Here is a 25,480-nt window from a genome sequence, read left to right as displayed (position 1 = left end):
GTACGCTAAAGTACTTGGCAATTTCTAAGCGAAGATAAGTGTTATGGAACCTAAAAATAGCTATACAAAAGAAGAGTTGATCCTTTGTGGTCAAGGTGAAATGTTTGGTGAAGGCAACTGTCGTTTACCAAGTGACAACATGTTAATGATGGACCGCATTACTTCTATTACTGCTGACGGCGGAAGCCATGGTAAAGGGGAAATTATTGCTGAGCTTGATATTGACCCGAGCCTTTGGTTTTTCGATTGTCACTTTAAAGGTGACCCTGTAATGCCTGGTTGTTTAGGCCTAGATGCAATGTGGCAGCTAGTTGGCTTTTACTTAGGTTGGTCTGGTGGCCCTGGTCTTGGTCGTGCACTTGGTGTGGGCGAAGTTAAGTTTACAGGCCAAATATTACCAACCAATAAAAAAGTAACATACCGTCTTGAAATGAAACGTGTAATTAAACGTAAACTGTTTATGGGCGTAGCAGATGGTACTGTTGAAGTAGATGGCCGAGTGATCTACGAAGCAAAAGATTTAAAAGTGGGCTTATTTCAAGACACTAGTGCGTTTTAATTTATTAAATTGCTAAACAAAAAGGCCTCCATTTGGAGGCCTTTTTGCTTTAATTCGGTTGTAACTAATTAGGTTTTGTACATGTTGCGGTTTTCAATCGCTTCACGCCAACCTCCTAACCACTCTGACTTAGGATCGATTTGTTGATAAGGGCATAGCTCTTTAGAGCGACCAGCTAAACCTGCTTTAAAACCTTGAGAATGAGCTCTTTCTAAACGATCTCTTTTCTGTCTCTTCATCGGTAATATCCTCACCTTTTTATTTGTATATTTTTTGTAGCATTAGTGAAATCTACAATTAATGAATAGTTAATAAAAATGTAAAATTCAAATCGTAAAAGCAATTAAATTATTTGACTTTAACTAAGCTGCTGATGCAAAAATGAATTAACATTTAAAAAAGTAAGTGGTCATACAACATTTAATTTGACCGGTTTTATGCTAAATAAAATGCGACTTAATAATCGCTAAAATGTACTTAAGTACATAAATTACGACTCACCTATTTTCACTTAGTTCCAAACAAAATTGTAACTATGACATTTTTATTTCTAGCTAGTAAAATTCTATATTGAATTAATTTTATACAATTTAAATTTATACTTGATTATTTAAAGTCGATCGGTCTATATTGTAGTTAACAAAAAACAACCAGTTTATTTATTTATGCAAAGTAATGATAAAAGTCCAGTAAGGCGTGGGCGCCCTCCTAAAGTGCCACGCGAAAACGCGGACACAAAAGCGCTTTTAATAAGAACAGGGCTTGAAACACTTACTGAGTTTGGCTTTAGCGCTACTGGCTTAGATACAATTTTAAAAAAAGCAGCGGTACCTAAGGGCTCTTTTTATCACTACTTTAAAAGTAAAGAAGCATACGGTATAGCTTTAGTAGATGCCTACGACACTTACTTTATTGCTAAGCTAAATCATTATTTAAAAGATGAGGCCACGCCCCCTTTAGAGCGCATTGTTAATTTTACGCAAAGTGCCATTAAAGGAATGCAAAAATACGAATTTAAACGTGGTTGTTTAGTTGGTAATTTAAATCAAGAACTTAACCACCTAAGTGACGATTTTAAAATACGGTTAATGCAAAGCTATGTTACATGGCAAAAACACCTTGAGCTGTGTTTAAACCAAGCAAAACAACAAGGCACTATTGCTAATAACGTTAACAGCTCTTTGATGAGCGAGTACTTTTGGATTGGTTGGGAAGGCGCGGTTATGCGCGCTAAACTTACCAAAACAAGCACCCCGCTTACTTTGTATACAGAAATGTTTTTACGCGCATTACTAACTTAATGCGCTTTTTTTTCACACATTAAAAGACGATCGGTCTAAAAGGATATCCAATGAGCAACCCAATTAAAGCCGTTGTTATTAACAAAGACGAAAATAACTATAGCGCTACTTTAACAACTATCGAAAACAGTGATTTACCAAACGAAAATGTATCGATAGATGTGCTTTACAGTACGCTTAACTATAAAGATGGATTAGCTATTACTGGTAAAGGCCCTGTTGTACGAAGCTTCCCTATGGTGCCTGGCATTGACTTAGTAGGGAGTGTTACTGAGTCCACCAGCGATGAATTTAATAGTGGCGATAATGTTATTTTAAATGGCTTTGGTGTTGGCGAAAAGCATTGGGGTGGCCTTGCTCAAAAAGCGGCACTAAATAGTGATTGGTTAATTCCTCTTCCAGCTGCAATTTCACCAAAGGAAGCTATGCAAATAGGCACCGCAGGATACACTGCAATGCTCAGTGTTATCGCGCTTGAAAAACAAGGAATTACTCCAAGCTCAGGCGAAGTGCTCGTAACCGGTGCTAATGGTGGTGTGGGTAGCTTTGCTATTTATTTATTAAATCAACTTGGATTTAACGTAACGGCTGCAACAGGTAGATTAGATCAAAGCGATTATTTAAAAGAGTTAGGGGCTTCGCAAGTAATAGATAGAAACGAGCTTTCAAGCCCAGGCAAACCATTACAAAAAGAGCGCTTTGCTGCAGCAATAGACTCTGTAGGAAGCCATACACTCGCCAACATTTGTGCCTCATTAAAATATGGTGGCGTTGTTACAGCATGTGGACTTGCCCAAGGCATGGATTTACCCGCATCAGTTGCACCTTTTATTTTACGTGGCGTATCGTTAATAGGTATTGATAGCGTAATGCGCCCTAAAGCTGACCGAGTAGAAGCGTGGAATAAATTAGCCACATTAGTTAAGGCTGATTACCTTGATAAAATCTCTAGTGAAATCACGCTAGATCAAGTAATTGATAACGCTGAGTTACTTATGCAAGGTAAAATTCGTGGCCGTGTAGTAGTTAATTGTCAAAGTTAGGCTAATTATCCTGTTAAAGCCTCGGTATTAAATTTATAATACGCTTTGTATTTTTAATAACGAGGCAACACCTATGAGCAACCAAGAACTTTTCAGTAATAACCCACTGCAAGGCGTAAAATTAGAACAAGTGGTTGAAGAGCTGGTTGAACAATATGGGTGGGAACTTCTTCACGCTTATTTGCAACTTAATTGTTTTAAAAACAATCCAGACATTAAATCTGCGGTAAAATTTTTGCGTAAAACCCAATGGGCACAAGAAAAGGTAGACAATTTTTATCTTTACCGCCTTAAAAACTTACCTAAACCGGACGATGTTCAGTACGAGTTGCCACCACGCGATAGAGTGATCCCTGAGGATCATAAACCAGGTGAACCATGCGAATTAAGCTTTAGTGATGCAAAACGTATCATGGAAAAAAAAGAGACTAAACAACGTGCCCGCGCTCGTAAACAACGCTCTAATGCAAGCAACCCTTGGGGTAACTAAGCTTTAGTGAAAAATTTAAACTAAAAAGCCAATCTATATTGGCTTTTTTTGTGGGTAAATTTTGCTTTAGTAGTAAATTGTATAAAGCGGATAGCTTCTATATTAATACCCTCTTTTTCTCCAAAATTCATTTTCAGAGCCTTGTTGTTCAAGGGCTATATTAAACGTTTTATCTGCAATAACTTTATTATTTAATGTAAGCGTCATTCGCCAATCACCGAGTTTATTTTCAATAGGCTCCCACAATGTATCGCCTAAATAAAAATGCCAGTCATTGTCTTTAACGTATTCAACTCCATCAAACGGAGCCATTACCTCGCCCTCTTCATTGGGTATATCAGGATGATAAATACAAAAATGGAGCTTTTCGCCTTTGGCTTTTTTAATATTAACTATTAAGCCAAACTCCACATCAAGTTTGGCAGTAACATTAGTTGTAAATTGCTCAATTTGCGGTAACGCTTTGCTTTTGCTATCCCACGTTGAATAAATCCCATAACTTTGAATAGAAACCTCAGGTTTAGACTTTGCCATAACTTATATTAATTACCGTAGAGTGCTAATAAGCTGATTTTATAACAGTTAAGTCAATAGTAAAATCCGACACATTACTAATCTGTTTAATGTTGACTTATTTTTACACATTACTTGCACAATATTATTTAAAAGTGACTTATCTAAACTCATGACTTTTAAAAAATGAACAATACGACCCTTTACCTAAGCTCAAAGTCTAAATATCTGACAATGCTATTCGTTGTTATGCTTTGCTTACTCTCTATAGATACAAGCATTGCGAATGAGAATAAATATAACGCAGTACTTAACATCGAAGATAACACTATTTTTATTAGCGCTACCCTTCCTATATCAGTGTTTTACAACGTGGATAATAACCAAAATGGCATAATTTCTATTGATGAATTTAATACACATAAAAGAAGGATAAAACGAAAAATACACACGCACTTATATTTAAGTAATCAACTTTATAAATTTACTGTTAAAGACCTTAAAATCACCCCTAACGCAGTAAAAGTAAATAATGCAGGCATTAACACTCTAGCCCTAAGCGGTATATTTACTATGCCTATTATTACAAAAAACTTAAAATTAAACATGAGATTATTTAGTCAAAATAAGCCTGATAGCAGCTACTTAATCACTACAAAAAACAACCAAAAACCTGTACATCAATTTACAATTTCTCAAAGTTCACCTTATAACTGGATATTTAATGGTGAGTTGTAAATAATTAAAATATTGGGTTTAAAATTAATAATGCTCTGTATTGTTATAGATTCAGCTTTGCAAAAGCTTTGGATTTTTTGGGAAAAAATTCTCAACTTGTTTAGCGCATAGCTCAAACTCGCGGGTATTTTTATAAGGTAGTTTCATAAACCCTGCAACACCTACATCTGTAATATTAACTGCGTATTGCATTAATTTATTAAGTAAGCGCTTAAACTCTACCTCTTTAGTAGAGTCTAATAGTCGGTAGTAATGATGAATCTTCATTCTATCGGGCAACGCTTCAAAAATAATACACCCCGTATGGTGAATCTGATTAAGTTCAAATACACATTTAATAACTTTTTTAGGCAGTTGTAATTGCTCGTCTGGGTCTTTTCCATCTTCAAAGTATGAATGTGGGCGTGTTATTTCGTTCGCTTTCATGCTTACTATTTCGTAATCAAGCTCTGGTAAGCTATCAAATTTAAATGCTCCAGTACCGTCTCGCTCTAATTGAATAGTTTTACGCGCATCAAATAAACAACATTTAAAAAGCCCTTTTTGTGTAATACCTTGTGCAAGCATTACCGTATTGTTTATTGCATCTGTAAATGCGTTTGCGAGTGTTTCTTCGTGCATAATAAGTGATGACTCAACAAATAAAGACTCATCCTTCCAATGAAAACTTAACCCCCCTACGACAGGGTATTTAGCTAAACGACTAATAGACGCTAAAAAGGCCTTTTCGGTATCACCGGTATCAAACAAAAATTCTTTATAGTAACGGTCAAGCTGCGCATCGTTTACATCTAATAGCTGTTGTTTATGATCTGCTTGGCGTAAAAACTGTTTACGTGAACTATAAACTACCGTGTCAGGCTTATCGCCGCCGCCAAACCAATATGGTATAGCGGGTCGTGGTTGTTGTGTTTTTATTTCTGGTAAATACGCTTTGGCCATAGTGGTAATATTACGCATAAAGTAATCGCCCGCACCGTCACGCTCTTCTTTGTTTTTAGAAAGCATGCCATCAATCACTTTAGCCAGCTCTTTAGGTAGCCCTAAACTACTCGCAGGAATAGCTTGCGCGCCAAAACGACATGATTGTGCCGACGCTAGCGCATACAAGGTTGCTGCCACACCTTGCTCATCAAAACGTGGGGATGATTGCTCCCCCGACATTTGTGCTTCGCCAATGAAGTACACATCCCCCATACGCGCATTAGTCGTGCTTAAATCTCCCGACATTAAATCCATAAAGTTACTGGCAATAGGCTCACTGTTACTATCAACTTGCGCATACACAGAGCTTCCCCAATCAACAAGTGAAAGCGCATCGGTTTTTTCATCCCACACAAGGTTCGAAGGCTTAATATCACCATGTACAATAGGTTGTGGGCTAATGCCATTTTTATGACTACGTAAATCAACTAAAACATTACGAAGCCTTAGAGCAAGTGCCATTATTTGCGATGCACTAAAACGCCCTTTTTTTAAAGATACTTTTTCAAGATCTTCGCCTATAGCGCGTGCCATCATTAATATGCCTTGCTTTTTAATGCGCTCAAACGCGTAAAAGGTTGGCACAAGCGGATTGTTAATTTGTGAGAGCATATACGCTTCGTCTTCAAGGCGATCGCGCACACTTTGGGCAAGCGTAATACGCGAGAACTTAAAAACCCAAGGTAAGCCATTATCGTCATCACCCGCAAACACAAAGCCAAAGGCACCGGAGCCTATCATTTCTACATTTTTATAACCAAGCAGCGTTAATTGTTTTATACAAATGTTAAGCCACTGACGATGCTTTTTAGCATCACGGTGCGAAAGCAAATAAACAGATTGCTCTTCGTTAATGTAAAAATTGCGAATTTCTTTGGCTTTCAATACAGACTCTCTAATTGAGTGATTTGTGTAGAATTTTTTAACACGCTGATTATTAGTTTTATATAACGATATTACAATAGCTTGCAATGTAGTTTTTAAATTACAAAACAGAGAATGTGTTTAAATAATTACAATTAAACAACAAATGTTGCATCCAAAAAAATTACTTAGCCGTATTTAATTTAACAGCACTGAATAGTAAGCATATTAAATAGGGACTTTAAGCATGAAAACATTAGCAATTTTAACTATAGGCACTTTATATAGCGGCTATGTACACGCAAACATAGAAAAACTAACTGTATATGGCCACCGAGATGGGTTAATTGGTGAGTCAATCAGCGCATCTAGCGGCATTATTGGCCAAGGAGAAATAGAGCAGCGCCCTATGTTAAGAAGCGCCGAAATGTTAGAGCTAATACCGGGTATGGCGGTTACTCAACACAGTGGCTCAGGTAAGGCTAATCAGTATTTTATTAGAGGCTTTAATTTAGATCACGGTACCGACTTTTCCACCAGCATAGATGGCATGCCCATTAATATGCGAAGCCACGGACACGGCCAAGGCTATACCGACCTAAATTTTATAATTCCTGAGTCTATTTCAACAATTAACTATCAAAAAGGCTCATATAGCGCAAGCCAAGGCGATTTTTCAGCCGCAGGTAGCGCACAGTTTAAATTGGCTGATAGCCAAAAGCATCAACAAATAGAACTCAGTATTGGAGAGGACAACTATAAACGTGCTGTTGTACTTGGCTCTACTAACTTAACAAAAGGCAAAATTATTGCAGCAGCAGAATGGCAAGGCTATGACGGCCCGTGGGATGATATAAACGAAGACGTAAATAAAAAAAATGCCCTACTTCGCTATGTTGGTAAAGCTTTTAATGGTGATCTCTCAATAACTGCTATGGCATACGACAATACATGGAATTCAGCAGATCAGATTCCACAGCGTGCGGTCTCGCAAAATTTAATATCTCAGTTTGGTTCACTTGATACTACGCTTGGCGGTAGCTCTAGCCGTTATAGCTTATCGAGTAACTGGCAAGGAGATCATATAAAAGCCAGCGCTTATGTAATTAATTACGATTTAAACCTGTATTCTAATTTTAGTTATTTTTTAAATGATCCAATTAATGGTGATCAGTTTAATCAGCAAGATAGCCGCAATATCTATGGCACTAATATAAGCTATGAGTTTGAAACTAAAACATCAGATATAAACATGCAACACACCGCAGGGATTGAGCTTCGACACGACGACATAGATAACGTAGGGCTTTATAACACGCAAGCAAGAAAGCGACTTAGCACTGTAAGGCAAGATGAACTAAAGCAAACTAGCTACTCAAGCTTTTGGGAGTCTAAATTTTTACTTACCCCAAAATTAGAGGCCACTGCTGGTGTGAGGTACGACTACTTTGATACTAACGTTACTAGTAATACTGGTGCAAACTCAGGTAAAGCAAACGATGATTTAGTCAGCTTTAAAGGAAGTTTAAATTACCGCTTTACTGATTTACTAGCCGCATATGCTAATTGGGGGCAATCTTTTCATTCTAATGATGCGCGTGGCTCTACAATTAATATTGACCCTGTTACAGGTGAGCAAGCAGAGCAAGTAGATTTATTAGTAAAAAGTGAAGGCGCTGAAATTGGATTACGATTTGCTGATGAGCAAAAGTTTAATTTATCGGCTGCACTTTGGTGGTTAACACTCGACTCAGAGCTCTTGTTTGTAGGTGATGCCGGTAATACAGAGCCAAGTGATGCGTCTAAACGCTATGGCTTAGAAATGAGTGCTTATTACTGGATTAACGACAAATTTAGTATCGATTTAGAAGCCTCGTTTACACATTCTCGCTTAGATATAAATGGTGATAATAATTACATTGAAGGCGCTGTACCTGTTGTTGCAAATACAGGTTTAAATTGGCATATAACACAACAATGGCAGTCATCAATTAGAGTTCGTCATATTGGCAAGCGCACATTAACCGACGATGGAAGTAAACGCTCAGACCCCTTAACGGTTGTTAATAGCTCAATAAGCTATAAGCAAACCCATTGGAAAGTAGACTTTGAATTACTTAACTTATTTAACAGTACCGACCATGATATTGACTACTATTATGCATCGCGTTTACCCGGTGAGACTGCACAAGGCGTTGAAGGTAATCATTTTCACCCAATAGAGCCAAGAACAGCGCGACTAACATTAAGCTTGTTATTTTAGTATTCATTGAGATTAACAGGGGTACTGTATATAAAAACAGTACCGCTGTAAAACATACCCCTAGCCAATAAGTAGCTTAGTAATTAATCCGATGCTTCGACAAGCTGGCTGATGTTACTCAACAATGCGAAGTTGATTTATTGAATTAACATCAACATGTGTTTGATAATAATATTTATTGGTTTTTCTTCCTTTACTTAAAAAGTCGATAGTTACCCGCTTTGCTTCACCTGTCACTTCAATTGTTTTATCAATAAAAAATGTGTCGGCTGGTTGTCCGTATTTTTCTTTGAGTTTATTAGCTACTTTTGAATCAATTGCAATGGTAATAGAGCGTCGATCACGATAGTCAGCTTCGGTATTTAAAAAAACGTCACCGTACTGCGAGCCCGCAGTTTTAATATAAAACTTAAATGTACCGCTAACACCTTGTGGCGAGCTCTGCTCCGAAAGAGCTATTAAATTCATATTGGCAGTAGTCCTTCGCCAAGCGCCGGTAAGTGTTGTACAGAGCTGCAGGCACTAAGTGTTAATACACTTAAAAGAGTAAGGTATTTCAAGATATAACATCCATTTTTATAAGTAGATGTAAATTCCAGCATTTATAAATTTCAAGTTTCTATAAAAGAAACAAATTTAGCCCAGTTAAGGGCTAAATTAATTATATTTTAAAAGTTTTCGTTAAGGCGCATTTCGCTGAGAAGGATCTGTTTTAAAGCTTTTTATCATTTGATGAGGATCTACATTTTGACTATGCTCTTTTGCAGCTTTTGCCCACCAAACCATCTGTGAAAAAGTACGATGAAAATAATTAAACCACGAAGATTGTTCTTGCCCAGCTTGTACACTGCCGTCATCATTAAAAACTTCCTGTGCTTTTGGTACGTGGATCATTGCAGATACAGGTAAGCAGCCAAGCTCAGATAAAAATGTGCGCATACTTATTGCAGCTCTTAATCCGCCCCATTGCCCAGCAGAATAAGTAACAATGGCACTGGGTTTGTACGAAAAGAGTGAACTACCAAAGTGATTAAGTAAATCGCTTAGGGCTGGGCTCATACTATGGTTATACTCAGGGCTAACCATTACATAGCCATCAGCAGCTTTAATCTTATCGGCTAAGGTGTTGAGCATAGAAGGCGCCTTACCTTGTGCATAAGCAAAGTGAGGCTTAAAAACTTGCTCATTCGGATAATCAAGTGCATCTATTAGTTCAAACTCGTGCTCTGAATACTGCTCATTTAAACATTCAATACAGGCTTTAGCTACTCGCTCACCTAATCGAGCAGGCGTAGGAGGCGTGCTATCTCTTACAGTGCCTAAAAAAACTAAAAATTTCATCTCAACTCTCCATTTGTATTTTTATACAACAACACTACCCTAACATTTTTATTCGCTAATTTTATAAATTACAAAGTATTGATTGATATAAAACATAAAAATCACAACGCATAACTAAAACAAGAAGTATTTTATTATTATGGATACTTTTTCCATAGTGTTTACACATTTAGCCGTTAGTATGCCATTGTATATAAAGTACAAACTTATATTTAAAAGGATAAAGCATGAGTTTATTAAAATTTGGCAGCAAGGTTACAGCCCTCCTTACTTGCTCCCTAATACTAACAGGGTGTAATGAAGCAACAGACAAGCCAATTACCCCTACTAATATTGACTCAAATAGCCAATCGGCCACTCAACATTCGCTAAATTTATCAATGTTCAAAAAAGGTGCTTTTTTATCTGAGCCTAACATTGTTGATTGCGAAACAGCACAAGGCACTAAAACTAAGTGTTATGAGTTAATTACATCAGGCGCACCAGCAGGCAGAGAGCCTGGCCCATTTTGCCCGCGCACTACAACCGATGGTGCGGATGTGTCTGGTAGTTGGTTTAGCAAAGAAGGAACTGGCGATTTAGTAGATTTAACTGGCCAATTTATCCTAAAGCTAGATGAATATTACGGCGATGAAAAGTGGGTACTTTACGACACTAAAACAAATAAAATTAGATACACAGCAACTAAAGAATCTTGCTCAGGTGCAGCTCGTCCTGATGTTGAAGAGCAATATAAACAAAATTGTATTGAGTGTGAGCTTTCATACTTAGAAGATAATTTTTCATTAACGTATTTAATTCCTGTTACACCTATTCCTGCAAAAAGTTCAGGTCGCTTAAGAACGGTAGGTATAGCATTAGACGGTACCGAGCTATCTGGGCCTGCTCCAATTGATGCCATTTTAGGCAGTTATACAATTGCCGCATTTGATGATTGTGGTGGGCATATTAATTTACACCAAGGATATCACTATCATTCTACAACGGGCTGTACTAATTCTGATGAAACAGAAGATAGCCACGCTCCTCTTATAGGTTACGCAATCGATGGTTATGGTATTTATGCAATGCGCGATGCAAGCGGTAAAGAAGAGTCACTTGATGAATGCCGAGGTAATACAGACTCTACCCGTGGTTATCATTATCATGCAGCCAGCCCTAGCGAAAACATGTTTATTGGTTGTTTACATGGCCAGTCCGTAAGACCCGCTGGAGGTCCACCGGGAGATCATCAAGGTCCGCCGCCAGGTAATAATCCTGACAAACATTAAAGGAAGTAGTCATGTTTATAAAAAGTAGTTGTTTGTGCTTGTTTGGTATGAGTTTACTTGCAGCACCTACATTTTTAAATGCGCATTCAGGGCCGTTAAATGGTGTTGCAGTTAAAGCTTGCGCAAATAAAGTTAAATCTCAATCATGTAAATATGAAGGCAGCCATAATGATTTATATATAGGTAGCTGCCAATATATGGCTGATGATTTAATGTGTGTACGGAGTCAGCCAATTCAAAAAATTGATAAGGGAGTTTCCACCCCTATAAAAAGCCACACTCACGATAAAGAAAAGAGTGACTCAAAAACCCAACCTTAATAAAACAATGTAAATCTAGGGCTTAATTTTAAAGGAAGCTTATATAAGCAGCACAATCGTTTTATTGTGCTGCTAACTTTTAACGATATTGATAGCTAAGACCAATACCACTGAACAACACATTTTTTAATGTTTGATCACCTACAAAGCGCTCAGCGTTTTTATTCAATGCCATGGTATAGCTACTATATGCGTATACTTCAAGCTGCTTAATAACTTTATACGACACATTAGCTTTAAGCTTAAGGTTGTTAATTCCGTTGTGGCCGTCACTTACATAGCCTGCGTTAAACCCAACCCCCGTTTGAAAATCAATGCTAACAGCTTCACTTACCTCATAGCCTTTACTAATTGCAAGCTCTATAAATGTACCTTGAGAATCAAACGAATAATATGCGCTGCTAGTAAGCTGAAATTTATTATCGTAAAAGTACGATAAATCTAAGCTAACCTCATTGTCATGAGCATTAGAGGCATTTTCACGTGATCTTAAATGGTTGTAACCAATAAACATATCAACGGTATTAAATAACTGAGTTGCGTAAATAGCATTTAAGTTAAACTCGGTATAATCGCTATCAATACCCGTTGCAAGCCACGGAATAATAGCTATTGCATTATAATTAAATTCAGATGCGATTGAGGCAATACCTTTTCCCGCTAAATTGTCGCGGCCCTCACTGATATATCTGCTTTCCCAAAGTGGATGCACATGAAAATCAACACCGTCATCAATATACGCTGTACTAGCCTCATCGAGCATAATATTTCCGCCAACACCTAATTCAGGCTCAAGTGCAGGTACGTCTTGAGTCTGCGCTTTAACTAAAAAAGATGCACAAAGCATAGCTGTAAACAAAATACTCAATAGCGTTTTATTCATTTATATAACACCTAAAGCGAAAAATATGCGCGTAAAAAATAGTCGCACATAGTATTGCCCATTATAAAAATGAGCAATAAAAATAAGCTATTTGTGGTTAATAATTTGAGTATAAGAGTTAGGGGAAATTAGCGTTGATACATTTGCGTTCACCATAATTTAAGGGTACCAAATAAATAAAATAACCCATAAATGCAGCAAATTATCGAGCTTATAATCCAAAATTTAATAGAGTTGTGGTGAATTATTTGGCTTGTAGTTAAAAAAGGAATGATTAAACCTGCAATACCGCGCACTAAATAAATTGCGGTGATTAATACCAAAGCTGATTTTAAAAGTGGCAGTTTTAAAATGACGCCTGCACCAGAGAGCGCATATAAGCCCCAAAGAGTAATAATAACTGCAATAGCTAAAGTCACATAAGTAGGATACGTACTTCCTTGCTCTGCCAGTTGAGCCATTTGTTCACCAGCACCAAAAAAGCGATACCAGTCAGGCCCGCCAAAAATACACGCTACATGTAAAAGCGAAGCTATAAAGCTCAAAGCACTTGCTGCAATCAAAAATCTATTTTGTTTCATGTGTTTTGTATAAGTTAGTGGCTAATGTAAGCAATAAAACCAATTAACAGCACATAAAAGCTAAACCCGAGTAAGCAAATTAAGTAAACATCTTTGGCTTTATTCGCCTTAAACGATACATAATCGGTAATTTCGCTTTTAAACTTACCAAAGGTAACTATTTTCAAAATAGCGCAACCTGTTGAGTAAATTAAAAAACCTAAAACTGTCTCTATCACTAACCAAATAAACAAATTAAATGCCAAACTCATAACGTTCATCCATTAAACACTGTAAAAATAGCCTATCAAATATTTATTCATTTACAAATCTATTACCATAATTAAGATGTAACAATAAATTTGGTTAAACCTATTAACTGCCCTGATTCAGTTACTACCTTTACTTGCCACTTACCCGTTGCATCACTTGGGAAGTTTACTTTGTGTGTCCACGCTCTATAACCTTGCTCACGCCCGCCATTAATATTTAGGGTAATTCTATCGACCTCTTTTTTATTGTGTATCCACACATGAAATATTTTTTCGTTTAAACCCCGTGGTGCTTTAACCGCAGTCCAGCTGTATAAACCTTCACGGTGTAAGGTGTGTAAATCAAGCGTTTTAATACTACCTACAGGCTTTTTATGTTGTAAGTCGACTTCGTGCGCTAAGGTAATATCGGTTAATCTAAGGGCTGCCGGTGGCACAAAGCTGCGTAACTGCCAAACGCTGGCACTAAAAGCACATAAAATTAAAACTAAAATAGGAAAACGCCACCAGCGTGCATTAGGCATTAAATTGTTTAAACTCGGCAATGTAACAATAACAGCCGTAATTAGAGCAATTACCAAACTTTGGCTAGTCGTCAGGTTCAATAAAATGGGCAGTGTTACAAGCAATACAACAAATAACGCAAAGTTATGAAACACGCTAAATAGTGTCCGGTTTCTAGCTAATTTTTTGTAATAAAGCGGGTCGATAACCGACACTACGGCACACAAAACAATAAGGGATGTAAAAATTGCTTGTGGATGATCCCATTGCGTAACCGCTAAAAAAAAGGGTAACGCAAAAAATAAGCTCTCTTGTTGCACCATTTGCAGTGCAAAACGCATTAAATTTGGCGATACCGCTACACCAAACCTCTCTTCTACTTTTTCGCGAAGCCAATTATCTATAATTAGCCAAAGCCAGCTTATTAATAACACAATAGCAATAACCTGCGAAAACGACTCTTTCCTGTCAACCATGACATAGCTTGCTACACCAGAGCAAAACGCCATCACAGCTAATAACCCAGGGCGCTTTTGCATCGCAGCTATAAACTGGGTGATAAGGTTTTTTAATTTATTCATCTATTTACTTATGCGTACACAATGTACTTTATTATTAGGAAGTTAGTAAACGAGTGTAACTAAGTGTAGATGAACAACAGATAGATAACCTGACTTTTTACACATTACGTTATCAATAAAGTAGAGCCCTGAATATTACTCATACACAACATGAATTTAACGCAACAAAACCATCTAGACATCTAAACCGCTATAAATACTACTCTTAACCGCTTACGTATACGTCTGATTTCAACCTATCTTAAGTGCGAATTCTTAGCCATATTTTATAAATGAATCAAACTCATGTTTTATGTGAAATTAAACCGTTTTTATTTAAAGCATAATTTACGTATAAATTACTCATCAAACAGTGCTCAGCTAATACCTGCTTTTATAGCTAAGCAGCCGCATTTAAACCTTGGCTTTGCCTTTAAATAAAAATTGGACACCCAACACCATGAGTAAAAACTTAACCTTTAATATTAAAAGTCAGCGCCTTGATGAGCACTATACGCCATCAACAAATACTCGTATTACAACTAACTTTGCAAACTTAGCTCGTGGCGAGCACCGTCAATCTAATTTGCGCAAAGCACTTAACATGATCAACAACCGCTTTAATACACTTGCTAATTGGGATAACCCAACGGCGGATCGTTATTCAATCGAACTTGAAATTATTTCTGTAGATATTGGCTTAGATGAAAACAGCCAAAGCTTTCCATCAATAGAAATACTTAAAACCAACATAGTAGATAACAAAACAAACAAATGCATAGAAGGCATTGTTGGGAATAACTTTTCGTCTTACGTGCGTGACTACGACTTTAGCGTGCTACTACAGCAATATAATAAGGATAAGCCACAGTTTAGTATTCCTGAAAACTTTGGTGAGCTGCATGGTAAGTTGTTTCAGTCGTTCGTGAGCTCAACTACATACAAGCAAAACTTTAAAAAGCCACCGGTAATATGCCTAAGCGTGTCTGATAACAAAACTTACCACCGCACAGCAAACGAGCACCCTATTTTAGGTATTGAGTACCAACCAAACGAATCTTCACTCACAGAGCAATACTTTAAAAAAATGGGCTTACAGGTTCGTTACTTTATGCCTGCAAATAGCGCTGCGCCTTTTGCATTGTTTTTCTTTGGGGATTTACTTAATGATTACACCAACCTTGAGCTAATAAGCACAATTAGCACCATGGAAACGTTTCAAAAAATTTATCGCCCAGAAATTTACAACGCAAATGCTAATGCTGGTAAAGCTTACAAACCTAATTTAAAAAATGCTGACCATTCACTCACACAGATTATTTACGATAGAGATGAGCGCAGTAAATTAGCTGCAGAGCAAGGTAAGTTTGCCGAAGAGCACTTTATAAAACCATACCAATCGGCACTTGAGCAATTTACAACGGTAAACATCTAAATTTAATTAAATTATACGGTATCACTTATTATGAAAACTTTATTACCTACATCTACAGCAGGCAGTTTACCAAAGCCATTATGGCTTGCAGAGCCAGAAACCCTTTGGTCACCTTGGAAGTTGCAAGCAGATGAATTAACCCAGGGCAAACACGACGCCCTACGCTTATCATTATTCGACCAGCAGAAAGCAGGCATTGATATAGTAAGTGATGGTGAGCAAACACGTCAGCATTTTGTAACTACATTTATAGAGCACCTCAACGGTGTTGATTTTGAAAAACGTAAAACGGTAAAAATACGTGACCGTTACGATGCCAGTGTACCAAGCGTAGTGGGCCCTGTTAGCCGCCAAAAACCAGTGTTTGTACAAGACGCTAAGTTTTTACGTTCGCAAACTAACCAACCTATTAAATGGGCGTTACCTGGCCCAATGACCATGATAGACACACTGTATGACGACCATTACAAAAGCCGCGAAAAACTAGCCTGGGAATTTGCCATAATCCTTAATCAAGAAGCAAAAGAGCTAGAAGCCGCAGGCGTTGATATTATCCAATTTGATGAGCCCGCTTTTAATGTATTTTTTGATGAAGTAAACGATTGGGGCATTGCCTGTTTAGAGCGCGCAATTGAAGGGTTACAGTGCGAAACCGCCGTGCATATTTGTTACGGCTACGGCATTAAAGCCAACACCGATTGGAAAAAGACACTAGGCAGTGAATGGCGCCAGTACGAAGAAGCCTTTCCTAAATTACAGCAATCAAATATTGATATTATCTCACTAGAGTGCCACAACTCGCACGTGCCTATGGATTTACTAGAACTCATTCGCGGTAAAAAAGTAATGGTAGGCGCTATTGATGTTGCCAGCAATGAAATAGAAACACCTGAAGAGGTAGCCGCCACTTTACGCAAAGCCCTACAGTTTGTAGACGCTGATAAACTCTATCCATGCACAAACTGCGGCATGGCTCCGCTTTCTCATGAAGTTGCAAATGGTAAGCTCAATGCACTAAGTAAAGGTGCTGAAATAGTAAGAAAAGAGCTAGTAAAACAAAATAGTAATATTTAAATCAAAAATTGCTCCATTGTGTTTAAAGCAAGTAATAAACACAATGGATAAAATCAGTTGACCACTACAAATGGTTACTTTAAAAATTATGAATAGCTTAACTAATTAATCAAATTACAGGGTTATGAAAATGTTTTCTTAATCTTTTTCTTAATCTTTTTAATTAATTTAGGTTTTTGCTCGGGAATTAACTGGCTTGATAAATTAAATTCAGAGCAAAAACGATCTGCCCACTCTTCATTTAACTTATTACTTTGTTTACTTGTAACTTGCTCTTTAGGAATATCTTCGTTGTTAACGCTGATCCCCATAAAGTCAGCAATTTCAGAAATAGTATTATTTAAGTTGTCCTTAACATTATCAAAGTTCATTTCTATATATTTACAGTCACTAGCTGCTAAAGCATATCGCCAAGAAGAGTTGTTTTTTATTATATTTTTAAGACTTTCATCAATGCTTGAATAATCATATTCAGGGTTTTCTGTCATAGGTTGCTGCCCAGAAATCCACACCCCAGTTTGACTGGCAATTGATAAAGAGACAGCTTGGTTTAATACGTTTTCCCTCGTTAATAAAACATAATATGCATCTGGAAAATATTTAACTAAATTCTCAAACCCACCAAACTGTTCAATATGTTGATAGTGGAGTTTAATTCCAAAAACCCCATTTGGTGATGTTCTTCTTTGCTGAAGTTCATCAATGACTTCAAAAAAATCATCTATCTTTAATTTTTCTTTCCATTTATTTAGGTTTGCAGGGTTTGCATATTCCAGAGGAAAACCGAAGGAATTAGTATTATGTAACGCATGGCCAAGCATATGACTTCCACAACGCTCTGTAGAAGCGATAATCAAAACCTTAGACGGCTTAGAAACTCTTGGGTAATCATGCTTTTCTAAAAATTGTTCCTTATACAAGTGCATAAACATATCCTTTGTTATTTAGTAAAAATAGTAATAAAGCATTAAAAATTCTACACGTATAAATTATGCTTGTAAATATAGAAAATTTTACCAAACCAACCATGCAAGCTTAAACAATTGATATTTAAGAATATAAAAAGTTCAAAAAACACACAAACAATAGGATGTTAACTTTATTTCTGTCTAAGCACTTTAATTTAAAAGTTATACAACCTTCAACTAAGTTAAAGAATAATTGTGTACATATTTAAAATTCAATTAATTATAACTAGCTCTTTAAAAGCTCAAGCGTATGATTCTCAAAATCTATAACGCATTTGTGCTGACTAAAAAAAGGCGAGCCAAGTAAACCATGTACCCCCTCTTCTCCACCTGCAACTTGAACATGGTCAAGATTTAACGATACAAAGCTCGGGTTTTTATATACAATGCCAGCTAATTCAATTTCTGAAACCACAATATTTCCCATTACATGCTCAGATGTACCTAAACCCGCTGCATTTTCATCACTGAGTGTTTCTATAATGTTTAAATCATTAAGGCAGGCCTTATCTAAAACAGACGAGCCTGCGGCTGTATCTAAAATTAAGCGCAAAGGCTTGCCATTAATTTTAGCATTAACAATTTGGTGCCCTGTTTCTGACATTTCAAATTTAATGATTGCTTTTTTACATACTGGATTCATATACATTCCTTGTTTTCTATTTAGATTTAAAATAGCTAAAATCTTTTTAGCCCTCTTTTTATCATCACACACATGCTGCTAAATCGTTACAATTGAGTAAATCAGTCGGGTTGGCAGAATCGTTGGAATAAACAGCAATGTCAATTTTTACGTATATCAAATATTACCACGAGGTTTCAATAGAAACTTATTTACATCAAATTTCGGTAATAAAAATTCAAACCTACAAATCATATAAAAAATAGAAAAAACTAGTATAATTAAAGCGTTAGAAATATCGTACTGTTTGTAAAGAACGTACAACACACTATTTCCGTAACAAAACAAAACCAAGGAAGAACGACTAACTACAAGTATCGGTTCAAAAAATAAACCTTTTAAATTTTTAGCAAAAAATAAAGATAATTCAATTACTATTAAAGACATAAAAGCTGAAAAAACAAAATATTCAAAGGCGTTTGAGTTTCGAAATTTCATACTTGAGAAATCTTTAAATGAAGCGGGAAGAATTAAAATCGTAATTAATGATAATATCATTATTAAAAGTATATATTTATTGTTGAACAAACTATTTCCATGAAACGTTTTCGCTATATAGACACCTAAAAAAACAAAAATTAATGAATGTAAAATTGATGGGCCAGCTATTACATTGCCACCTCCATACAATAGTGTTGAAATATACACTCCATACGGTATAAAGTCTAAAGACGGTAAAGGAATAAAATAAATTAATATGTGAGGAATCATTATTATTGGGATTAGAAAAAGACGATATTGTGAATTTAGCAGCATGAGTAAGTAAGGTGATATAAAAAATAATATAGCATAAAAACGTAAAATATCAGTAAAAGGTGTAGAGCTCAAAAATAAGGTCAACCTGATAAAATATATAAAACTAAAATCGTTTACATAAGCCCAAATACTACAAGTAAAAAAATAAAGTAGATAACATTGTAAGGACCTTCCCCACAATTTAGTTTTTACATAATAAAAATCGTTCTTTACTATTTTCGGATAATATAACAAGTACAAAAAGAAACCAAATACAACAATAAAAGTAGGAGTTGAACTACGTACTAATAAATTAACTTCCATTGCTGGACTATAATTGAGAGCAGTAAAAGTGTGGGAAAGCATAGCTAACAAAATAGCGATTCCTCTAGCAATATCAAAACCTACTATTCTCTTTTTTTTTATAGTGGCCACTCTCATCTCCTTGAGAAAAATATCAATGTAAATTTGAATTTATTTTATGTGTAGATTCTAAAATGAACATTCAGAAAAATATGCTTCGAGCTCAATTCCACTCACTAAGTGCTTAACATTCTTGTCACAGACGTTAATTTCAACCCATCTACATTAATAGTATATTTGCAATATTGACTTCAAAATAAATTCATACTTTTATAAAAAAGTTATCTATAAATTTTTTATGAGATTAAACAGCAGCGGTGAAAGAATTAACTTTATTCCTTGTCTTAATTTAACTATACCTCTCTCAATATGAACGCTAGATAAACCAATTGTTACAATGCATAGTTTTATTAATTGTTTTTAATTTTAATAGAAAAGTCACTTTGATATCTTTGGTATATCTTCCGAATTAGAAAACTTTCATAGCAGTTCAAAATTAAGAAAATTATTGTTTAAACATTCAGGAAAAAATGAATAGCAATGGATGGTACGAAAAGCAAACCTATTTTGTCATTAAAAGCTCAAGTATGTCTCTCAAAATTTATAACTGCATTGCACTCACTAAAAAAAGGGGAGCCAAATAAACCATGCCCCCTTCTCTCCAGCGGCTACTTGCAGGTAGTCAAGATTTAACGATAAAAAGCTCGGCTTTTTATAAGGAACGCTAGCTAATTCAATTTCTGAAACCCCAATATTTCCCATTGCATGCTCAGATGAACCCAAACTCGCTGCATTTTCATCACTTAGTGTTTCTATAATGTTGAGTCATTAAGGGAGGCTTTATCTAAAACAGACGATCCTGCGGCTGTATCTAAAATTAAGCGTAAAGGCTTGCCATTAATTTTAGCATTAACAATTTAGTGTCCTGTTTCTGATATTTCAAATTTAAAGATTGCTTTTTTACATACTGGATTCATATACATTGCTTGTTTTCTTATTAGATTTAAAATAGATGCAAATTACTAGAGTGCTCACGCTGTACTTACATCAACTAATAAAAAATTAATCGCATAACACATTGTTTAATATTTATATTAAGCTATTTATCTAAAAAACAGAACTAAACCGTAACAAACAAAAAGTGCCGTAAATTTGCCAATCAGGTTCAGAATTTATTTTTTATTCTTGGGTCACTTTCATTTCATCTAATAAATAAGTCATTAGTAATCTTAAACCTGAATTACACGCATGAAAATAACTGCAAGATTGCAGTTTTAATATTTACTGAATGGTTTTTAATTTATGCGAGTAGTTTTTCGCAGTTGCTAATATTTGAACGTCGTTTGCGCTTTAAATTTTCACAGTAACTTATTTTGAAGTGGGTCTGCCTACTGCACCATGAAATACGCGTGTAAATTGTGTGGTGAGTTTTAACCAGTTTTCTGGGGATATATTAAGCCTTTCTAGCAAAAGTAGGGACATGTTATCAATATGCCCACGTTTATCCTCTCGCATTATTCGTCCTGTTAGCTCAACGAGTTCAAGGTACGATTTAAGCTCAAATGGGAGCCCTTTAGGCATAACTTGACGTGGTATACCTGCAAAACTGAGTAATACCAATTCGTTTAATTAAGTGATCTATTTTGAGGCTGGAAAAACGTGTTGAAAGCAAGGCAAGAAATTCGCTATTTAGTTGTTCTAAATGAGAGTTTTTTAACGCAGGTAGCGACACGTTTAGCCCCACAAAATGATTAAGTATTATTGCGGATTGGTATAACTGCTTAGATTGTTTACCAACTGTCGTGCATGTTATGCGATTTTATACACTGGTATGGTCTGACTCTTCTGGCGTGTTAACCATTTTAGCTCTGATGGGGTTTAAATCTACATAGGCCATACACGCTGCAATTGCAGCTTCATCTAGTAATGCTTACGATTACTTTTTATTTTAAGGAAATGCCCCTCCAACAAAATTGTATGAAACAACTTTGAACGCCTTAGGCGGCCCGAAAGGTGAGCGCCATGGATGGATGCGAATAAAATCGCCCAGTGCACTTATCTTCTTTATTTGCTCTGCGAGCAATGTCTTCATTTCTGATTTCGGATAATTCACGTATAAACCAGCTGATACTTGCTAAACGTTCTCGGTATTGTTTTATCGTTTGATTGAAAAAGATGAGCTCAACTTTATTTAGCTTTTCGCCTTGTATGTATTTTTGCGCTAATAATCTGCCTTTACAGAGTTTATACCAGCGAATAACAATCGCTTTATCATTAAGCCTATTAGCTTTTTTATCATCTACATACAGCACTAAATGGGTGTGATTTCTCATTACGGCATAAGCACACACGTCAATACAAAATACCTTAGCTAATTCAAGTAACTTATCTTCAACCCCCCTCTGCAATGCTCGTAAGATTGATCAGTAAAACTGATCTTCGTCATATAAAATGCAAGTCGCACACAACGTGAAATACAGTGATAATATTTTGTATCAACCAAACTTATGTGACGTTTCTTGCAATAGCCATAAGAAACTCTGCTTATTTTTCACACTAAAAAAAGCTAGCCTCTAATTGAGTAAAGTACAAAATTTAAGGTGGGTGCCTTGTTTGTTTTGTTTTTTTTCTCATCATACTGAGCTACTGTTCATACATTGTAAATTTTAGTTTTCACCTTGTAATTCTAGGTCTGTTATCGTTACGGATGTCTCACCGTAATTCTTAGCTCTTACTTTCATTAACTCCTTTAACCTGGTTATTTCTCTAGGTGAAAGTCTGAACTTTCCACCTGTGTTCGCGTCTTTAGTGACTTTTTCGGTCAATGCATAATTTCTTGAAATTCCTATTGATGCTGCTGAGTTAGTAGACATGGCCCCACCAAAGACTCTTTTACTTCCAAATAGATCAGTAATTGCCCAATTATTTATAATGGGTTCAATTTTATCCGACTTATTTATTATTTCTTGGGTTGTTTCATCAGCAAATTGCAACAGATGAAGTTTGAGGTCATTGCTAAAATTAGGAAAATAATCAGCATTCCTCGCATAATAACTAGAGACCTCTAAACTATTTAGAGAATCAATGTTTGTACCTCTATTCGAATTGACAAAATCTGTTGCATTATTTTTTAATAACTTATATACATTTTTACCTGAAAAAGCTTTTTTATTGATATTTGGGCTGCCGATATACCCTTGATATAATCCATAAATTATTAAAGGTTCTTTTCTATAGTTTTTATCTAAAATCCCATACTGTATGTCACTGAGACTCAACTGAAGACTACCAATATTTACTAGCTTTTTATCCAATAGTGAGTCAGGACCAGTTAATATTTTTTCTAAACTAACTATTGGATACCGCTTAACAATTTCGTTAATTAAAGTAATATTATAAAGATTAAGCCAATAGGCCAATTGCTCTTGTTTTGAATATAAATTAAGGTTGTTTTTCTCGGGTAATGATTCTAAATATTTTTTAACATCATTGACTAAACTTTTTTGTTTAGGAGATTTTATCAACTCATATGTGAATCTGTTACTTTCATTATGGGTAGCTCTGGGGAAAACATTTCTTAGCTTAGTACCTATTGGAGGTACCTCAAGGTCAGCATTTATTCTTCTAGATGGCCCCATATCAAGAACATTCGATTCTAATAATATGTTCACAGGTTCAAAGTTTATTGTTAACTTAGATTTAGGTGAATAACCGCTAAATTGAGGGTAGGCTTTATCTTCAGCGAGAAGATATTTTGGGGCACTTAAAAGCAAGAGCAAACAACTAAACTTGATCAATAAACTAACTATTTTAAATAAACTCATAAAAAATCCTTATTTTGAGTAAAATAGCCCAAATTGTTCTTGAGCAACATAACGAGTCTGTAGATTAACTCGTTTTTTATTTATTTTTACTGATAAACAAACCATAGCGGAGTTCCTATTTTCGTTCAATTGATTACTGTAATTTTACGCGTAATATAAAAAAGTGTTTGATATTGTTTTAATTGGCGTTCTGGAAGGGGTTGTGGCTGGTTGAGTAGCTTTAATTTAGGGTAAAAGGGCTTACCCTTCTTAATGCATCGTGTCTTGCAACTTTTCTATTTTATGAACAAGGCAATACAGTTGCTACACAATAAAGTAAAGGCATTCATTTTCGCTTGACTCTGTAGGTCAATTTATTAATTTTTTTATTCAATGTAATGTTCCGCTTTTTATTTAAAAGAAAGCCGGTTTGATGCAGCCGAGTCGTTTGCCATTCTTTAATAAACAGCTATTGTCGTCCGATTGAGCTGTCTATTTCTTCTTTCATTTTGTCTACATAGCTCAGCTTTTTGCGTGATTCATTATTTATAATAATGCACTATTCATACTGATTCTGTTGGTTTTTTTTCTAAAGATTAGGGTGGGTGTCATCCTAATTAGCTCTTCTTCGAGGTCTGGCGCGCCATCTTGAGGATGACACCATACCCTATATTCTAGAACTTCATCCCAAACATACCCACCTCCGGACTTGGCGAGCGCGCGATAGTTTCCAACTTGTTCGAGGACAAGTACTTCTGGATAAGTCTTCATAATCTTCCTTGGGCATAACTTTTAAATAAGGGGTGCAGGCATGTAGGGCATAATGGCGAAGTCGCCCCGCATATAGGCGTCCCAGCGAACGAAGTGAGTGACTTAATTTTTTTGTTAGCTCGCTTGCTGATTAATCCCACCATAGTAGCAACTTATTGTTTATAACATCACTTTCTGGATTAAAGGCCATGCCTTGGTTAGAAGCTTCTTGATTTGCGATATTGAATATTGCCTCCCTTTCGCTCTGAGTACTAGGTAAAGATATCTCCAAAGCGTCTGCGTAAGGTCCACCTTCTTGTTGGATTCGGTTGTTACTGTCATAGATTGCACTCTTGGGAATAGTCACTTTAACTGCCCCAATGCTATACAGGTTTTCTACAAAACTAATAGCGTCCTGAGTACTAGAAAATCTATTACCTGCAAGAGCGTGCTTGTTGTTATTTGAAATGAGCCATTCCCGAGCCTCGGGTGACTTTGAATAGATGAAATAAGCTATCGCTGCCAGAACGAAAACGAGTAAAAAAATTTTAAACACTTCACATTCCTTTGAGAGCTAAACTCTTAACATATGGGGATTTTATGAGCGTTGTTGGCCGAAGTCCAGCGAGTAAAATTCCCACCATGATGTTTTTGTTATGTGCAACATGCTAACAGTTGCTTTTGTAACTCAGTATTTTCACAACCGATAATGTCTAAACCGATGACAACTGACTTTTCAGAATAAACAAGCATAACTGTATATGCCTTATCACCTGTGGGAAAAGTATCTTCCAGTTTTTCATTTTCTGAGGTTGTAAAACATATTGTGAATGCTGAATCGTCAGGAGCGAAGGACTCACATGATTTAATTTTCAAACCTTTTAGCTGATCAGCAAGTTCTTTTTCACCTTCAGCTATCAACGAAGATTTTACCTCTTCAAACAGGTCTGGAAGATCATCCTTAAACATCAATTTCTCCGTTGCACATAGACATAATGACTCCCACACGGTGTTAGCCTCCGCTTTTCGTGGGTTAGCTTAATTCAAAGCCAGAGCCATAATTAGTTTGTCAATTAACTAAACAGCAGAGGCTAACATGAACAAACATAGCATACTTTTTATCGGACTTGATACACATAAAGAATTCAATGAAGTCGCCTATATTGAAGAACATAGAGGCTCTCAACCTGTTCACCTTGGTCGA

General features: G+C 36.1%; 26 protein-coding genes and 3 pseudogenes. 10 read left to right on the top strand and 19 right to left on the bottom strand.

From position 1 onward, the window contains the following. Positions 1-43 precede the first annotated feature (43 nt). Positions 44-559, top strand: coding sequence for a bifunctional 3-hydroxydecanoyl-ACP dehydratase/trans-2-decenoyl-ACP isomerase (fabA, locus tag ATS74_RS16840; protein ID WP_058550023.1), 516 nt, complete (start codon positions 44-46; stop codon positions 557-559). 68 nt (positions 560-627) lie between these two features. Here fabA and rmf read toward each other — a convergent pair whose 3' ends face one another. Then, positions 628-798: a ribosome modulation factor gene (rmf, locus tag ATS74_RS16835; RefSeq protein WP_004586522.1), complete on the bottom strand. Its 171-nt coding sequence runs from the start codon at positions 796-798 to the stop codon at positions 628-630. A 426-nt stretch (positions 799-1,224) separates the two neighbouring features. Between rmf and acuR the strand changes: the two genes are divergently transcribed. The 3 genes from acuR to ATS74_RS16820 all read left to right on the top strand — a co-directional run bounded on the left by acuR (position 1,225) and on the right by ATS74_RS16820 (position 3,393). After that, complete coding sequence (acuR, locus tag ATS74_RS16830) at positions 1,225-1,860, top strand: acrylate utilization transcriptional regulator AcuR (RefSeq protein WP_058550022.1); 636 nt, start codon at positions 1,225-1,227, stop codon at positions 1,858-1,860. A gap of 50 nt (positions 1,861-1,910) precedes the next feature. Next, complete coding sequence (gene acuI, locus ATS74_RS16825; protein WP_058550021.1) at positions 1,911-2,903, top strand: acrylyl-CoA reductase (NADPH); 993 nt, start codon at positions 1,911-1,913, stop codon at positions 2,901-2,903. 73 nt (positions 2,904-2,976) lie between these two features. After that, complete coding sequence (locus ATS74_RS16820) at positions 2,977-3,393, top strand: VF530 family DNA-binding protein (protein ID WP_058550020.1); 417 nt, start codon at positions 2,977-2,979, stop codon at positions 3,391-3,393. 102 nt (positions 3,394-3,495) lie between these two features. Here the strand turns inward: ATS74_RS16820 and ATS74_RS16815 are convergent, their stop codons facing one another. Then, entirely contained in the window at positions 3,496-3,927 is a 432-nt protein-coding gene (locus ATS74_RS16815) for a DUF3859 domain-containing protein (protein ID WP_058550019.1), read from the bottom strand. A 351-nt stretch (positions 3,928-4,278) separates the two neighbouring features. Between ATS74_RS16815 and ATS74_RS16810 the strand changes: the two genes are divergently transcribed. Continuing rightward, complete coding sequence (locus ATS74_RS16810; RefSeq protein WP_152996128.1) at positions 4,279-4,644, top strand: hypothetical protein; 366 nt, start codon at positions 4,279-4,281, stop codon at positions 4,642-4,644. A 51-nt stretch (positions 4,645-4,695) separates the two neighbouring features. Here the strand turns inward: ATS74_RS16810 and ATS74_RS16805 are convergent, their stop codons facing one another. Next, complete coding sequence (locus ATS74_RS16805; protein WP_058550017.1) at positions 4,696-6,513, bottom strand: protein kinase domain-containing protein; 1,818 nt, start codon at positions 6,511-6,513, stop codon at positions 4,696-4,698. Between the two features lie 226 nt (positions 6,514-6,739). On the opposite strand from ATS74_RS16805, the gene ATS74_RS16800 reads away from it, so the two are divergent. Continuing rightward, positions 6,740-8,755, top strand: coding sequence for a TonB-dependent receptor (locus ATS74_RS16800; RefSeq protein WP_058550016.1), 2,016 nt, complete (start codon positions 6,740-6,742; stop codon positions 8,753-8,755). Between the two features lie 114 nt (positions 8,756-8,869). Here the strand turns inward: ATS74_RS16800 and ATS74_RS16795 are convergent, their stop codons facing one another. Next, positions 8,870-9,223: a hypothetical protein gene (locus ATS74_RS16795; protein WP_235592030.1), complete on the bottom strand. Its 354-nt coding sequence runs from the start codon at positions 9,221-9,223 to the stop codon at positions 8,870-8,872. A 213-nt stretch (positions 9,224-9,436) separates the two neighbouring features. Further along, entirely contained in the window at positions 9,437-10,096 is a 660-nt protein-coding gene (locus ATS74_RS16790) for an NADPH-dependent FMN reductase (protein ID WP_058550015.1), read from the bottom strand. 227 nt (positions 10,097-10,323) lie between these two features. On the opposite strand from ATS74_RS16790, the gene ATS74_RS16785 reads away from it, so the two are divergent. Continuing rightward, positions 10,324-11,367 carry a YHYH protein gene (locus ATS74_RS16785; RefSeq protein ID WP_058550014.1) on the top strand — a complete coding sequence of 348 codons (1,044 nt, stop codon included), beginning with the start codon at positions 10,324-10,326 and terminating at the stop codon, positions 11,365-11,367. 11 nt (positions 11,368-11,378) lie between these two features. Further along, positions 11,379-11,687 (top strand): hypothetical protein, encoded by a 309-nt coding sequence (locus ATS74_RS16780; protein WP_058550013.1) that lies wholly within the window; start codon positions 11,379-11,381, stop codon positions 11,685-11,687. Between the two features lie 79 nt (positions 11,688-11,766). Here ATS74_RS16780 and ATS74_RS16775 read toward each other — a convergent pair whose 3' ends face one another. The 4 genes from ATS74_RS16775 to ATS74_RS16760 form a co-directional block, all read right to left on the bottom strand. Next, entirely contained in the window at positions 11,767-12,570 is an 804-nt protein-coding gene (locus ATS74_RS16775; RefSeq protein ID WP_058550012.1) for a hypothetical protein, read from the bottom strand. 149 nt (positions 12,571-12,719) lie between these two features. Continuing rightward, complete coding sequence (locus tag ATS74_RS16770; protein WP_058550011.1) at positions 12,720-13,151, bottom strand: hypothetical protein; 432 nt, start codon at positions 13,149-13,151, stop codon at positions 12,720-12,722. A gap of 14 nt (positions 13,152-13,165) precedes the next feature. Further along, entirely contained in the window at positions 13,166-13,402 is a 237-nt protein-coding gene (locus ATS74_RS16765) for a hypothetical protein (RefSeq protein ID WP_058550191.1), read from the bottom strand. Between the two features lie 71 nt (positions 13,403-13,473). Beyond that, a complete protein-coding gene (locus ATS74_RS16760; protein WP_058550010.1) occupies positions 13,474-14,487 on the bottom strand; it encodes a DUF5924 family protein in 1,014 nt (337 codons plus the stop codon). A 439-nt stretch (positions 14,488-14,926) separates the two neighbouring features. Here ATS74_RS16760 and ATS74_RS16755 point away from each other — a divergent pair, with 439 nt between their 5' ends. Both ATS74_RS16755 and ATS74_RS16750 read left to right on the top strand, forming a co-directional pair. Beyond that, positions 14,927-15,901, top strand: coding sequence for a DUF1852 domain-containing protein (locus ATS74_RS16755; RefSeq protein ID WP_058550009.1), 975 nt, complete (start codon positions 14,927-14,929; stop codon positions 15,899-15,901). Between the two features lie 30 nt (positions 15,902-15,931). Beyond that, positions 15,932-16,975 (top strand): methionine synthase, encoded by a 1,044-nt coding sequence (locus tag ATS74_RS16750; protein WP_058550008.1) that lies wholly within the window; start codon positions 15,932-15,934, stop codon positions 16,973-16,975. Positions 16,976-17,097: 122 nt separating this feature from the next. Here ATS74_RS16750 and ATS74_RS16745 read toward each other — a convergent pair whose 3' ends face one another. From ATS74_RS16745 to ATS74_RS16700, 10 genes and pseudogenes are all read right to left on the bottom strand, one after another. Beyond that, positions 17,098-17,901: a Stf0 family sulfotransferase gene (locus ATS74_RS16745; protein ID WP_058550007.1), complete on the bottom strand. Its 804-nt coding sequence runs from the start codon at positions 17,899-17,901 to the stop codon at positions 17,098-17,100. A gap of 268 nt (positions 17,902-18,169) precedes the next feature. Next, positions 18,170-18,586: a retropepsin-like aspartic protease gene (locus ATS74_RS16740; protein ID WP_058550006.1), complete on the bottom strand. Its 417-nt coding sequence runs from the start codon at positions 18,584-18,586 to the stop codon at positions 18,170-18,172. A gap of 156 nt (positions 18,587-18,742) precedes the next feature. Beyond that, the gene (gene opgC, locus ATS74_RS16735) at positions 18,743-19,795 is read right to left on the bottom strand and encodes an OpgC domain-containing protein (RefSeq protein ID WP_058550005.1); all 1,053 of its coding nucleotides are present in this window, start codon (positions 19,793-19,795) and stop codon (positions 18,743-18,745) included. 740 nt (positions 19,796-20,535) lie between these two features. After that, positions 20,536-20,625, bottom strand: coding sequence for a hypothetical protein (locus ATS74_RS20145; RefSeq protein ID WP_268801306.1), 90 nt, complete (start codon positions 20,623-20,625; stop codon positions 20,536-20,538). 398 nt (positions 20,626-21,023) lie between these two features. Next, positions 21,024-21,337: pseudogene (locus tag ATS74_RS16725) on the bottom strand (transposase); the annotation flags it as partial. 208 nt (positions 21,338-21,545) lie between these two features. Further along, positions 21,546-22,169: pseudogene (locus ATS74_RS16720) on the bottom strand (hypothetical protein); the annotation flags it as partial. A gap of 220 nt (positions 22,170-22,389) precedes the next feature. Then, positions 22,390-23,547 carry a DUF547 domain-containing protein gene (locus ATS74_RS16715; protein ID WP_058550003.1) on the bottom strand — a complete coding sequence of 386 codons (1,158 nt, stop codon included), beginning with the start codon at positions 23,545-23,547 and terminating at the stop codon, positions 22,390-22,392. Positions 23,548-23,796: 249 nt separating this feature from the next. Then, a pseudogene (locus tag ATS74_RS20245) lies at positions 23,797-24,076 on the bottom strand (hypothetical protein); the annotation flags it as partial. Between the two features lie 351 nt (positions 24,077-24,427). Beyond that, entirely contained in the window at positions 24,428-24,832 is a 405-nt protein-coding gene (locus ATS74_RS16705; protein WP_058550002.1) for a hypothetical protein, read from the bottom strand. Positions 24,833-24,930: 98 nt separating this feature from the next. Continuing rightward, complete coding sequence (locus ATS74_RS16700) at positions 24,931-25,245, bottom strand: hypothetical protein (protein ID WP_058550001.1); 315 nt, start codon at positions 25,243-25,245, stop codon at positions 24,931-24,933. Positions 25,246-25,480: the final 235 nt, after the last annotated feature.

It is taken from the genome of Pseudoalteromonas sp. H103 (genome assembly GCF_001469205.1).
Lineage (GTDB): Bacteria > Pseudomonadota > Gammaproteobacteria > Enterobacterales > Alteromonadaceae > Pseudoalteromonas > Pseudoalteromonas carrageenovora.
Note: the sequence above shows the minus strand (reverse complement) of the source record. Positions and strands in the feature narration are given on the sequence as shown.